General features: G+C 73.4%; 10 protein-coding genes. 4 read left to right on the top strand and 6 right to left on the bottom strand.

Annotated features, from left to right (window positions below; genetic code table 11):
- Positions 1-211: 211 nt before the first annotated feature.
- From OG956_RS11395 to OG956_RS11385, 3 genes are all read right to left on the bottom strand, one after another.
- Complete coding sequence (locus OG956_RS11395; protein WP_330337843.1) at positions 212-1339, bottom strand: HAMP domain-containing sensor histidine kinase; 1128 nt, start codon at positions 1337-1339, stop codon at positions 212-214.
- A complete protein-coding gene (locus tag OG956_RS11390; protein ID WP_031163266.1) occupies positions 1336-2076 on the bottom strand; it encodes a response regulator transcription factor in 741 nt (246 codons plus the stop codon). Before OG956_RS11390 ends, OG956_RS11395 begins: the two co-directional genes overlap by 4 nt.
- Before the next feature lie 113 nt (positions 2077-2189).
- A complete protein-coding gene (locus OG956_RS11385; protein WP_330337842.1) occupies positions 2190-2867 on the bottom strand; it encodes a spermidine synthase in 678 nt (225 codons plus the stop codon).
- A gap of 199 nt (positions 2868-3066) precedes the next feature.
- Between OG956_RS11385 and OG956_RS11380 the strand changes: the two genes are divergently transcribed.
- The 3 genes from OG956_RS11380 to OG956_RS11370 all read left to right on the top strand — a co-directional run bounded on the left by OG956_RS11380 (position 3067) and on the right by OG956_RS11370 (position 7597).
- On the top strand, positions 3067-3888 hold the full coding sequence (locus tag OG956_RS11380; protein WP_330337841.1) for a rhomboid-like protein: 822 nt from the start codon (positions 3067-3069) through the stop codon (positions 3886-3888).
- A 165-nt stretch (positions 3889-4053) separates the two neighbouring features.
- A complete protein-coding gene (gene lon, locus OG956_RS11375; RefSeq protein ID WP_330337840.1) occupies positions 4054-6474 on the top strand; it encodes an endopeptidase La in 2421 nt (806 codons plus the stop codon).
- Positions 6475-6595: 121 nt separating this feature from the next.
- On the top strand, positions 6596-7597 hold the full coding sequence (locus OG956_RS11370) for a serine/threonine-protein kinase (protein WP_330337839.1): 1002 nt from the start codon (positions 6596-6598) through the stop codon (positions 7595-7597).
- A 394-nt stretch (positions 7598-7991) separates the two neighbouring features.
- Here OG956_RS11370 and OG956_RS11365 read toward each other — a convergent pair whose 3' ends face one another.
- Positions 7992-10361, bottom strand: coding sequence for an ATP-binding SpoIIE family protein phosphatase (locus OG956_RS11365; RefSeq protein WP_330337838.1), 2370 nt, complete (start codon positions 10359-10361; stop codon positions 7992-7994).
- A 213-nt stretch (positions 10362-10574) separates the two neighbouring features.
- On the bottom strand, positions 10575-11399 hold the full coding sequence (locus OG956_RS11360) for a lysozyme (RefSeq protein WP_330337837.1): 825 nt from the start codon (positions 11397-11399) through the stop codon (positions 10575-10577).
- A gap of 238 nt (positions 11400-11637) precedes the next feature.
- On the opposite strand from OG956_RS11360, the gene OG956_RS11355 reads away from it, so the two are divergent.
- Entirely contained in the window at positions 11638-12129 is a 492-nt protein-coding gene (locus OG956_RS11355; RefSeq protein WP_443065551.1) for a MarR family winged helix-turn-helix transcriptional regulator, read from the top strand.
- 39 nt (positions 12130-12168) lie between these two features.
- Here OG956_RS11355 and OG956_RS11350 read toward each other — a convergent pair whose 3' ends face one another.
- The gene (locus tag OG956_RS11350; RefSeq protein ID WP_330337836.1) at positions 12169-12957 is read right to left on the bottom strand and encodes a protein phosphatase 2C domain-containing protein; all 789 of its coding nucleotides are present in this window, start codon (positions 12955-12957) and stop codon (positions 12169-12171) included.
- Positions 12958-13230: the final 273 nt, after the last annotated feature.

Here is a 13230-nt window from a genome sequence, read left to right as displayed (position 1 = left end):
CATCGTCGCGTAAGTCACACCAGAAATCTTGTTTCAGGGCTTGATATGGCGGGAAACAAGCGTGGTTCCGCAGAGGAGAGGGTGCACCGGCCCGGACCCGGCGCGTGTGCGTTCGGCCGATCGCGCGGGCCTGCCCCTGATCACACGTGTCCAGCTGCGCGACTGCGGCGCGGACGCTCGTGGATCTTGTGCTTCCGGTTCGAACCTTACGTCAACCCGAAGCGGAGGGAAGTCCCGGAAGGGTGACGATGATCCGGCAGCCGCGCTCGGATTCGGCCACACCGATCCGGCCGCCGTGCAGATCCACCGCCCAGCGGGCGATCGCCAGTCCGAGCCCCGTGCCGCCGTCGCTGCCCGGTCCGTGCGGCCGGGTCACGGCGCCCCGGTTGAACCGCTCGAACACCCGGTGCCACTCCGACCGGGGGATGCCGGGCCCCTCGTCCAGGACCTCCAGCTCCAGCGACTCCGGCCGCGGCCCGCGCCGTGCACGCACGGTGACCCGGCCGTGCGGCGGGCTGTGCTTGACCGCGTTGTCGATCAGGTTGGCGACGACCTGGTGGATGCGCTCGGGGTCCGCGTGCGCGGTCAGCTCCGGCGGGGAGACGTCCAGGTGCAGATGGACGTCGGTGCGGGTGTGGCTGCCGGAGCCGGAGGCGATGCCCGCGCGCGCCGAGGCCACCATGTTGGCCTCCTTCAGCACGCCCGAGAGGTACGGCCACACCTCGAAGCGGCGCATCTTCAGCGGTACGACGCCGTTGTCCAGCCGGGACAGGTCCAGCAGGGTCTCCACCAGCCGGCCGAGCCGCTCGGTCTGCTTCAGGGCCGTGCGCATGGTCTCCGGGTCGGCCTCGGTGACCCCGTCGACGATGTTCTCCAGCACCCCGCGCAGCCCGGCGATGGGGGTGCGCAGCTCATGGGAGACATTGGCCACGAGTTCCTTGCGCTGGCGGTCCTGGGCCTCCAGCTCGTCCGCCATGACGTTGATCGTGCGGGCCAGGTCGCCCAGCTCGTCCCGGCGGCCCTCGCTCACCCGGCGGGTGTAGTCGCCCTCCGAGATGGACCGCGCCACCGTGTTCATCTCGTCCAGCGGCATGGTCAGCGAATGCGCCACGAACTGCGTGATCAGCAGCGTGGCGATCATCGAGAAGACCGTGATGAAGCGCAGCTCGGTCTTGGTGTGCACCGCGATCACCGAAAGACCGGTGGTGATCAGCACCGCGATGACGACCAGCGCGCCCAGCTTGGTCTTGATCGAGAACGGGCGTACGCCGCCCCAGGGGTGGTCCTCGGCGAGGTTCCCGGGGCTCCTCCGTGCGGCCTGGCGCCCGTCGCCGCTCATGGGGTGGGCGTCTCCAGGGCGTACCCGACGCCGTGCACGGTGCGGATCCGCTCGGCGCCGATCTTCCGGCGCAGCGCCTTGATGTGGCTGTCGACCGTGCGGGTGCCGGAGGCGTCCGCCCAGTCCCACACCTCGGCCAGCAGCTGCTCCCGGGAGAGCACCGCGCGCGGGGTGTTCGCCAGGCACACCAGCAGGTCGAACTCGGTGGGCGTCAGATGGACGTCCTCCGACTTCACCCGCACCCTGCGCTGGGCGTGGTCGATCTCCAGCTCGCCGAGCCGCAGGATGCCGGAGCGCGGGGTGGCGGCGGCGAGGGCGGCCCGCTCCACGCGGCGCAGCAGCACGTGCACGCGCGCCGCCAGCTCCCGCATCGAGAACGGCTTGGTCATGTAGTCGTCGGCGCCGACGCCGAGACCGACCAGCATGTCCGTCTCGTCGTCCCGCGCGGTCAGCATCAGCACCGGCACCGGGCGCTGCGCCTGCACCCGCCGGCAGACCTCCAGGCCGTCGAAGCCCGGCAGCATGATGTCGAGGATCAGCAGATCGGGCTGCCAGGCCTCGGCCGTGTCGACCGCGGCCGGGCCGTCGGACGCCGTCTGCACGAGAAATCCCTCGGCGCGCAGCCGGGCCGCGATGGCGTCGACGATCGTGGGGTCGTCCTCGACGACCAGGACCCGGCGCTGTGCGCCCGGGGTGGTCGTCGCTGCGCCGCTCTGGGAGGTGTGTGTCTGCTCCATCGCCCGCCCCTGCTTGTTGCTTTCCGGAACCCGTGGGGTGATCCCATGTCTGCGATTGACGCTTGAAAGATCCGCGTCAGGGCAGCACATTACGGGGATCCACCGCGCTGTCGCTATCCAGGTCGGACGGCGATGTGCACGGCGTCCGGAACGCCCCGGGCAACGGGCACCTCTTCGGTACGCACCTGACGGAACCCGGCATTCCGCAAGGTTCCTTCAAATTCCGGGGACGGTTCGGCGGACCATACGGCCAGCACTCCGCCGGGATTCAACACCCTTGTGCAGGAGGCGAGTCCGGCCGGTGAATAGAGCGTGTGGTTGTCGTCGGTGACGGTCCAGCCGGGGCCGTTGTCGATGTCCAGGCAGAGCGCGTCGAACGTGTCGGATGTCTCATTGACGAACGCCACGAGATCGTCCTGCACGATCGCGGTGCGCGGATCGCGGAGCGCGTCGGCGGACACCTCGGCCAGCGGCCCGTCGCGGTGCCAGTCGATGACGGCGGGCTCCCGCTCCACGACGGTGATCCGCCCCCACCGCGGGTCCGCCGCGGCATGGGCGAGCGAGAACCCCACGCCCAGCCCGCCGATCAGCACGCTCGGCTGCGGGCGGCCGTCCAGCGCCTCGTACGCGGCGTCGACCAGCAGCCGCTCCGAGCGCCCGTCGGAGGTGTCCATGAGGAAGCAGCCGTTGGCGATGATCTGCAGCAGCCCTCCGTGCCGGCGCAGCACCACCTCGCCGTAGGGGCCGTCGCGCCGGTCGAGGACCACGGGGGAGTCGTACACGGCAGTCATGACCCCCATCCTGCTTGAACACACCGTGGCCGGCACGGGAATTACCGGGGGCGTACTGATGTGCCCCCCGGGGAGCGGGAGCGCGGACGCGGCCGGAACGTAGGAGGTTGCTGTGAATCGGCTCTCGCGTGGCGTCGGTCATAGACAGCGGCCTCGAGGAGCGCCAAGGGTTGACCCGGACGGAAGGAGTGCCGCGAACGTGGAACGGACCGCGACGGGCCCCGCGACGGCCGCGTCCCCGCCCCCGGCGGGCGCGCCCCTCCCCGGCGGCTCCGCCGCCGCCCCGGTCCCCGTGATCGCGGACCTCCTGGACGGGATGCCGCGCCAGCGGGACGCCCCGGCTCCCGCTCCCCGGCCCGCCGCCCCGGCCGAGGCGGCCCCGGCCGTGCCGCTGCGGCTTCCGTGTCCCCGGCTGTGGCGCCTGCTGCCCACCTCCGCCGGCACCCCGTTCACCTTCGGCTACGCGGCCCTGCTGGCCCTCACCTCCGTCGTCGCCGCCGACGCCGACCCCGCCGTGGTGCACGCCCTCTACCAGGCCTCCAGTACGGACGTGGCCCACCTGGTGCGCTCTCCGGCGGTCGTGCTGCTGGCGAGCGCGCTGTGGATCGCGGGCGGGGTGCTGTCGCCGTTCGCGCTCGCGTTCGTGCTGGTCCTCACGGCGCTGGAGCGGCGGATCGGCGGCGCGAGAGCCGCCTGCGTCTTCCTCGGCGGGCACGTCCTGGCCACGCTCGCCACCGAGGTTCCCGTGGGCCTGGCCGTCCTGGCCGGCCATCTGCCGGCCACCTCGCTGCACCGCCTGGACTACGGCATCAGCTTCGGCGTCGCCGCCGGCATCGGCGCCCTGTCCGGCCTCCTGCGCCCCTGGCTCGGCCTGCCCCTCCTCGCCCTGACGGCCGCCGAGCTGGTGAGCGACCTGGTCGCCTTCCAGGACCCGATGACGAACTGGGGCCATCTGATCGCGCTGGCGACAGGGGTGGCGAGCCGGCCCCTCGTACGCCGGTGGGCGCAGGCGCCCCGATAGGGCGCGGGAAACTCCGCGAACAACCCCACCGCATCCGCGAACGCGCCTTCCCGGGCACCCGCTTGGGCGAGTCTGATCGCTCACAGCGAACAAAGGCGGGGAACACCAGCACGCCCCCCAGCGGTTGAGTCGGTACAGCTCAACTTGACTGCCGAAGGGGAGATCATGGCTGCTGAGTCACCGGCGTTCACGCTCGTCCTGCCCGTGCTGCCCTTGGACGACGAGGTCGTGCTGCCCGGCATGGTGGTTCCGCTGGACCTGAGCGACGCCGAGGTGCGGGCCGCGGTGGAGGCCGCGCAGGCCGCCGCCCGGTCGGAACCGGGCAAGCCCAGGGTGCTGCTGGTGCCCCGGATCGACGGCACGTACGCCAAGACGGGTGTGCTGGGCACGGTCGAGCAGGTCGGCCGGCTGGCCGACGGCGACCCGGGGGCTCTGATCCGCGGCCGGAGCCGGGTGCGGATCGGCGCGGGCACCACCGGTCCCGGCGCGGCCCTGTGGGTGGAGGGCGCGCGCATCGAGGAGACCGTGCCGGACCCGCTGCCCGGACAGGTCACCGAACTCGTCAAGGAGTACAAGGCGCTCGCCACCGAGTGGCTGAAGAAGCGCGGCGCCTGGCAGGTCGTGGACCGCGTCCAGGCCATCGACGACGTCTCCGCGCTCGCCGACAACTCCGGCTACTCGCCGTTCCTGACCACCGGCCAGAAGGTCGAACTGCTGGAGACCGCCGACCCGGTGGCCCGGCTGAAGCTCGCCACACAGGCGCTCCGCGACCACCTCGCCGAGCAGGAGGTGGCCGAGACCATCGCCAAGGACGTCCAGGAGGGCGTGGACAAGCAGCAGCGCGAGTTCCTCCTCCGCCGCCAGCTGGAGGCCGTCCGCAAGGAACTGCGCGAGCTGAACGGCGAGAAGGACGGCGAGGAGTCCGACGACTACCGCGCCCGCGTCGAGGCCGCCGACCTGCCGGAGAAGGTCCGCGAGGCCGCCCTCAAGGAGGTCGACAAGCTGGAGCGGGCCAGCGACCAGTCCCCGGAGGGCTCCTGGATCCGCACCTGGCTGGACACCGTCCTGGAGATGCCCTGGAACGAACGGACCGAGGACGCGTACGACATCCAGGGCGCCAAGGAGATCCTGGACGCCGAGCACGCCGGCCTGGACGACGTGAAGGCGCGCATCACCGAGTACCTGGCCGTCCGCAAGCGGCGCGGCGAACGCGGCCTGGGCGTCATCGGCGGCCGGCGCGGCGGCGCGGTCCTGGCCCTCGTCGGGCCGCCCGGCGTCGGCAAGACCTCGCTCGGCGAGTCCGTGGCCCACGCCATGGGCCGCAAGTTCGTCCGCGTCGCCCTCGGCGGCGTCCGCGACGAGGCCGAGATCCGCGGTCACCGCCGTACGTACGTCGGCGCGCTGCCCGGCCGGATCGTGCGGGCCATCAAGGAAGCCGGGTCGATGAACCCGGTGGTGCTGCTCGACGAGATCGACAAGGTGGGCTCCGACTTCCGCGGCGACCCGGCCGCGGCCCTGCTCGAGGTCCTGGACCCGGCGCAGAACCACACCTTCCGGGACCACTACCTGGAGGTCGAACTCGACCTGTCCGACGTGGTCTTCCTCGCCACGGCCAACGTCCTGGAGGCCATCCCCGAGGCGCTCGCCGACCGGATGGAGATCGTCCGCCTGGACGGCTACACCGAGGACGAGAAGATCGTCATCGCCCGCGACCACCTGCTTCCGCGCCAGCGGGAGCGGGCCGGCCTGAACGAGGACGAGGTCACGATCGACGAGGGCGCGCTGCGCAAGCTGGCGGGCGAGTACACCCGCGAGGCGGGCGTGCGCAACCTGGAGCGCTCCATCGCCCGCCTGCTGCGCAAGATCGCCGCCCAGCACGAACTGGGCGAGCGGGAGCTGCCGTTCACGGTGACGCAGGACGAGCTGCGCGGCCTGCTCGGGCGCCCGCACCACGTGCCCGAGTCCGCCCAGGACCCGGCCGAGCGCCGTACGGCCGTCCCCGGCGTGGCGACCGGCCTCGCGGTCACCGGCGCGGGCGGCGACGTGCTCTTCGTCGAGGCGTCCCTCGCCGACCCGGAGACGGGCGCGGCGGGGCTGACCCTGACCGGCCAGCTCGGCGACGTGATGAAGGAGTCGGCGCAGATCGCGCTGAGCTTCCTGCGCAGCCACGGCGCGGAACTGGAACTCCCGGTCGGCGACTTGAAGGACCGGGGGGTGCACATCCACTTCCCGGCGGGCGCGGTGCCCAAGGACGGCCCGAGCGCCGGCATCACGATGACGACGGCCCTCGCCTCGCTGCTGTCCGGCCGGCTGGTCCGCACGGACGTGGCCATGACCGGCGAGGTCTCGCTGACCGGCCGGGTGCTGCCCATCGGCGGCGTGAAGCAGAAGCTGCTCGCCGCCCACCGCGCCGGGGTGACCACCGTGATCATCCCCAAGCGCAACGAGCCCGACCTGGACGACGTCCCGGCGGAGGTGCTGGACAAGCTCGACGTCCACACCGTGACCGACGTCCGCCAGGTCCTGGAGCTGGCGCTCGCGCCCGCGACGAGCGGTGCGGCGCCGGAGGTTCCCCTGGCGGCGTGACGGACGCCGGGGGGAAAGGCGAGGCCCGGGTTCCGTGAGGGAGGCCCGGGCCTCCGCCATGCCCGCCCGCGTGATCCCCGCGCCGTATGCCCATAACGGGATCACTCGGTAGAATTCAGGCGTGAGTTGGCCCCCGGAGAGCCCCTCCGGACTGATCGGGGCCGAGATCGCCGGCTACCGCGTGGAGCGCGAACTCGGCCGGGGCGGCATGGCCGTCGTCTACTGCGCCAAGGACCTGCGGCTGGGCCGGACGGTGGCCCTGAAGCTGCTCGCCCCGGAGTACACGCGCAACGACGCCTTCCGCCGCCGTTTCGCCCAGGAGTCCCGGATCGCCGCCGCCATCGACCACCCCAACATCGTGCCCGTCTTCGAGGCCGGGGAGTTCGAGGGCGTCCTCTACATCGCCATGTGCCTCGTGCACGGCCGGGACCTGCGCGCCCTGATCGACCGCGAGGGTCCGCTGCCGGTGCCGGCCGCGCTGCGGATCGCGGCCCAGCTGGCCTCCGCCCTGGACGCGGCCCACGCCCGCGACCTGGTGCACCGCGACGTCAAACCCGGCAACGTCCTGCTCGCCAAGGGCGTGGACAGCGACCACCCCGAGCACGTCTATCTCACCGACTTCGGGCTGGCGAAGAAGTCGCTGGCGCTCACCGGGTTCACCACCGCGGGCGAGTTCGTCGGCACCCTGGACTACGTGGCGCCCGAGCGGATCGCCGGGCGCCCGGTGGACGGCCGGGCCGACCTGTACAGCCTGGCCTGCGTGGTCCACGAGATGCTCGCGGGCGTCCCGCCCTTCCGCCGGGAGGACCGGATGGAACTGCTGTGGGCCCACCAGTACGACCCGCCGCCCGCGCTCGGCGCGGAGCGGCCGGGCATCCCGCCGGCCGCCGACGAGGTGCTGGGCAAGGCTCTGGCCAAGGCGCCGGACGACCGCCACGGCAGCTGCCTGGAGTTCGTCGCGGCCCTGCGTCAGGCGGTCGCCGGCACCGCCCCGCGCGTCCGCACGCCGACCGTGGTGGACCGCGTACCACCCCCGGAGCCGCCCGGCTGGGCCCGGCCCTTCCTCGGCGGCGAGCCCGCCCGGGACACCGGGGCCGCCTTCCGGGGGCGCGGGGGTACGTGACGGGTCGCCGGTGTCGGGCGGAGCCTGCGTAGGCGGCGGGGGTGCGGCGGTCCGTCCGGAGGGGGGGGCGGGACGTCGGGGTCGTCTTTCGGGGGCGCGGGAATGTGACGGGTCGCTGGTGTCGGGCGGAGCCTGCGTAGGCGGCGGGGGTGCGGTGGCGGGTCCGGGCGGGACGTCGGGGTCGCCTTTCGGGGGCGCGGGGACGTGTCGCGTCGCCGGTGTCGGGCAGAGCCCGCCTGGGCGGCGGGTGCGGCGGGTGGGGCGGGGAACGGGGGATCCGCCTCAGCGCCGACTCGTCCCGCGACCGCGGTCCCGGCCGTTACGGGCCGAGACGGCGCCGGCTGTGCGGCCGCGGCCGGGCGGTCGCGGGGCGAGTCGTCCGGCGACGGCCGACTCACCCGGTGGCCGCGGACAGCGACTGCTCCGCCCACACCGTCTTGCCGACCCGGTCGTGCCGGGTGCCCCAGCGGTCGGCCAGCTGGGCGACCAGCAGCAGGCCCCGGCCGCCCTCGTCGAAGATCCGGGCGCGGCGCATGTGCGGGGTGGTGCCGCTGGCGTCGTACACCTCGCTGATCAGCGTCGCGTCCTGGTGGATCAGCCGGAGCCGGATGGGCGGGCGGCCGTACCGGATGGCGTTGGTGACCAGCTCGCTGACCATCAGCTCGGTGGGGAAGGCGGCCTCGCCCAGGCCCCACGCGGACAGCTGGCCGCAGGCGAGACGGCGGGCGCGGGAGACGTCCTCGGGGTCGTTCGCCAGCTCCCAGGCGGCGACCCGGTCCTCGTGCAGCCCCCGGGTGCGGGCGACGAGCAGGGCGATGTCGTCGTCCGGGCGATGGGTCAGCAGCTCGGTGAGCACGTGGTCGCAGACGGCGTCCAGCGACCCGGCGGGCCGGACCAGCGCGGCGAACAGCTTGTCCAGGGCCTCGTCGATGTCGTGGTCGCGGGCCTCGAACAGCCCGTCGGTGTACAGGGCGAGCAGGCTGCCCTCGGGCAGTTCGGTCTCGACGGCCTCGAACGGCAGTCCGCCGAGCCCCAGCGGCGGCCCCGCGGGCACGTCCAGGAAGCGCGCGGCGCCGTCCGGCATGACCACGGCGGGCGGCGGATGGCCGGCCCGGGCCGCCGTGCACCGGCGCGACACCGGGTCGTAGACCGCGTACAGGCAGGTCGTGCCGATGCCGCCGGCGGTCTCCGCGGCCGGGTCCGTGCTGCCCTCGTCGGCGGCGAGCCGCAGCACCAGGTCGTCGAGGTGGGTGAGCAGCTCGTCGGCCGGAAGGTCCACGTCGGCCAGGGTGCGTACCGCGGTGCGCAGCCGGCCCATGGTGGCCGAGGCGCGCATGCCGTGGCCCACCACGTCGCCCACCACCAGCGCCACCCGCGCGCCGGACAGCGGGATCACGTCGAACCAGTCGCCGCCCACCCCGGCCCGGGTCGCGGTGGGCAGATAGCGGGTGGCGATCTCCAGGGCCGCCTGCTCGGGCAGCGTGTGCGGGAGCAGGCTCTGCTGCAGCACCATCGTCGTGGTGCGGTCGCGCGCGCCGGTGCGGGTCTGCCGGATGCCGGCGGCCGCCTTCCCCGTGAACTCGTCGGCCAGCCGCACATCCTCCGCGCCGAACGACTCCCGGCCCGCGCACCGGCCGAACAGCGCGACCCCGAACGTGCTGTCCTGGGCGACCAGCGGCATCACCAGCAGCGAACGCGCCCCGGACGCGCGCAGCCAGGCCGCGCCCGGGTCCGTCGCCGCCCACTCGGCGACGCGCGGGTCCGCCGTGTCGTACAGCAGCGGGCGGCCCGCCGCCAGGCACTGGGCCGGCGGCGAGTCGACCGGGCAGACGACCGCCTCGCCGACGCCGGAGCCGTGGGCGGGCGGGCCGCTGTCCGGCACGGCGCGCAGGGCGGCGCGGCGCAGCACCAGGGGACCGGGCGGCGGGCCGGGTTCCGCGCCGGCCTCGCGCGGGGCGTCGAGCAGGTCGACCGCCATCACGTCGGCGAGCCGGGGGACCGTGACCTCGCCGAGTTCCTGCGCGGTACGCGCCTGGTCGGCGGCCGGGCCGACCGGCGTGCCGTGCTCGGCCGGCGGGCGCTGCCCGGCGCCGGAGTCCCGCGCGGGCGCCTGCGTGGACAGGCAGACGGCGCGCACCTGGCCGCCGGCGTCCTTCAGCGGGGTGAGCACGGCGCCGGAGCCGAGTTCCGCGCCGAGCCGGGCCTCCTGCGGGCGGCCGGTCTCCAGCGCGACCCGCATCGACCGGTCGGCCTCCTCGCTGGCGGCGCCGGGCACGATGTGCGGCAGCCGCAGTCCGCGCATCGCGGCCTCGGGCAGGGCGAGGGCGTGCTCCATCCGGCGGTTGGCGCGCACGAGCCGCAGGTCGGCGTCGAAGATGGCCAGCGGGAAGGGGGACTGCAGGAAGGTCCACTCCTCCAGCGGCTCGCCCCGGGGCAGCTGCGTGCGGGCGGTCACCGCGCTCACCACGAGCCAGTCGGTGGCGCCGGTGCCGGAGGCCCTGCGGTGGGCGAGCACGCCCAGCTCCACCCGCCGGCCGTCGCGGTGCCTGAGCGGCACCGTTCCGTTCCAGCGGTCCCGGCCGGCGAGGATCCGGCCCGCCGCCGTGCCGTCGGCGGCGAGGAGCGCGCTCGCGGGGCGTCCCAGGACGGCCGGTGCGTCGTAGCCGAGCAGCTGCTCGGCGCCCTCGCTCCAGCCGGTGAGGATGCCGCGCTCATCGATGGTGGCCGTGGCCGTGTACGTCGACTGTCGCTCCTGTCGCTCCATCGCCGCTCATCCGCCCTCGCTCGGCAGGCTCTCCTGACCAGCATGATCCCGGGCGGCGCGGAGCACCAACGCAGAGCGGTGGTCCCTGCCCGCGCCGGGCAGGGACCACCACGGGAGCCTCAGCCGTTGGCCAGGGCCTGGACGCGGTCGAGCGCGCCGTTGCCGTGCTTGCCGGGGGGCGACCCCCGGGCCCCCGGCCGGGAGGGCGTGGGGCTAGCCGTTGGCCAGGGCCTGGACGCGGTCGAGCGCGCCGTTGAACTTGTCGTGATCGCCCACCGTCGGGCCGGAGGAGGTGTACTGCCACATCGTGTAGTACGACCAGCCGGCCGGCAGGGTGCCCGGGTCCGAGGCGTAGCGGGCGATCCACAGCGGGTTGTTCGCGGCGAAGCCGCCGTAGTTGCCGGTGCAGTCGGTCCACCAGCTGGTCGCCGTGTAGATCACCGCGTCCCGGCCGGTCAGGGACTTGTAGGTGTTCAGGAAGTCGGCGATCCAGCTGACCATCGCGCTCGCCGACTTGCCGTAGCACTCGGCGCCGTACGGGTCCCACTCGATGTCGAGCGCGCCGGGCAGCGTCTTGCCGTCCCTGGACCAGCCGCCGCCGTGGCTGACGAAGTAGCTCGCCTGGGTGGCGCCGCTGGTGGTGTCCGGGGTCGCGAAGTGGTAGGCGCCGCGGATCATGCCCACGTTGTACGAGCCGTTGTACTGCTGGGCGAAGTACGGGTTCGTGTAGTACGTGCCCTCCGTCGCCTTCGTGTACGCCCAGCGCACCCCGCTGTTCCACAGGGTGGACCAGGCGACGTTGCCCTGGTAGCCGGAGACGTCCACGCCCTCGGTCTGGGTGACGTCACCGGATGTGGGGGTGCCGGACCTGCCGTCGTGCGCGAGGACGCCCATGCCCATGTAGGCGGAGCCGCGGGCGGGGGTCGTCGCGGCGTGCGCGGAGGTCAGGGGCAGGGTGAGGGACAGCGCCGCGAGCAGGGCCGTGACCAGGACGGCGAGGGGGCGCGGGCGGATGGAGCCGGATCTGTGCACGGGCATGACGTGCCTCCGGGGAGTGGGGTGGGGAGAACGTGACCGTGACCGTGTACCGGATGCCGCACTGGCGTGGGCATGCCATTTCCTTGCCTGCTGAAGAAGCTACGCACGTAGACAACGACGTGGGAAGAGGGTCCGGACACCGCCGTTGGTCTAGCCCTGCGAAATACTGACGGAGCTGCGGCAATGACGACTTTTGGCAGAAACTTTCAGGACCGCGAAACCGAGCAGGGGTGCTGACGTGCACGAGGACGGAAACGGCGACGCACAGCGCGGCGCCGAGGAGATGACGCCCAGTGGCGCAGACCGGGAGTTCCTGGCGCTGGAACGGGAGTTGACCGTGCTGCTGAGGCGGGCCAGGGCCAACCAGGGCGAGATGGCCCGCGAGGTCCATCCCGACCTGGAGTCCTCCGCGTACGGCCTCCTCATCCGCCTGGACGAGTGCGGCGGCCGGCGCGCCACGGAACTCGCCGCGTACATCGGCGTCGGCAAGGCCACCATGTCCCGCCAGCTGCGCGCTCTGGAGGAGCTGGGCCTGATCGCCCGCGAACCGGACCCGGCCGACGGGCGCGCCTGGCTCGTCACCCTCACCGACGAGGGGCGCCGCCGGGTCGGCAAGGTCCGCGAGGCGCGCCGCGCCCGTTACGTCCGCCAGCTCGCCCACTGGGACCGCCGGGAGGTCGCGGAACTGGCCCGGCTGCTGCACCAGTTGAACGGCGTCATGGAGAAGTAGGCCCGCCGCAGGGCCGCACGGAAGCGGGCCGGCGGGGGCTCACAGCTCCGCGTACACCGCCGTGGCGTCGTCGTGCGTCTTGCCGCGCCGCAGGAACGCCCGCTCCTGCCGGTCCGCCGTCTCCAGCTCCCGCACCCGGTCCACCAGCGACCGGGCGCCCTCCTTGGCGACCAGCTCGAACAGAGCCTGCCAGTCGCCCTCGCGGAACACTTCCGTCCAGCGGGCCGCGCCGTCCGTCAGCGCGGCCAGCGCCCTCACCTGCCCGCGCGGCAGCGTGCCGGCGACCGCGCGGACCGCCACCGAGGGATCGGCGGCGGCCGTGAAGAAGCCGCCCTCCCGGTTGCGCAGGGTGGCGTCCACCAGGGCGTCGGAGGCGAGCGCGGAGCGCGGCAGCCGGGCCAGCCGGTCGTCCAGGACCGCCGTGACCGTGCCGTCCGGGTCCTGCAGCAGCAGCGCGGAGTCGGACAGCACCAGGTACTCGACGGTCTCGGCGGACCAGCGGGCCAGGGCCACGGTTGCCTGGGGGGTTCGCGGGTGAGAAAGGTCACAGGTCTCCGCGTGGGCCTCGGCGGTCCGGGCGATCGCCCGCGCCAGAATCTCCGGGAGCGTCAGATCTATGGCCGAAACGGTCAGTTCGGTCACCGTGCCGCCCAGCCGCGCGGTGAACCAGGGGACGGAATGCAGACACCCCGTCTCGCCCCGTGGCGGAGTCACTCCGTCCAGGACGACCACGCAACCTCCCTGTCCGCAGGCGGGTAGTCCGACGGCGGCGAAGTCCTCGTTGGGTCGGTGCGCGTCGCCGGGTTCCGAAACGAGATCGGTTCGCATTCAGCCAGTCTGCACGAGGCCTTCACAGGATGCCCCAAAGGCTGGCAACCGCCGCCGAATTGACGCGTCCATGCAGGTCAGCCGCCTGGTTTGGGGTGGAATGGCGTACTCCGGGAAGGTGTGGTGGCGAATACTGCCAAAGCCAGCCGCGTGCGTCCAACCGGCGTACCGCCGAACCGCCTCGCACACGCCGGAGGAACTTGCCCGCCAACTCCCCTCCGATGTTCACTCCTTCGGGTGGCGGGTCAGGTGATGCGCGACCACTGCCCACCG

Source organism: Streptomyces sp. NBC_00557 (assembly GCF_036345995.1).
Classification (GTDB): Bacteria; Actinomycetota; Actinomycetes; order Streptomycetales; family Streptomycetaceae; genus Streptomyces.
The sequence above is the reverse complement of the archived record's forward strand: the minus strand, read 5'-3'. Positions and strand labels throughout refer to the sequence as shown.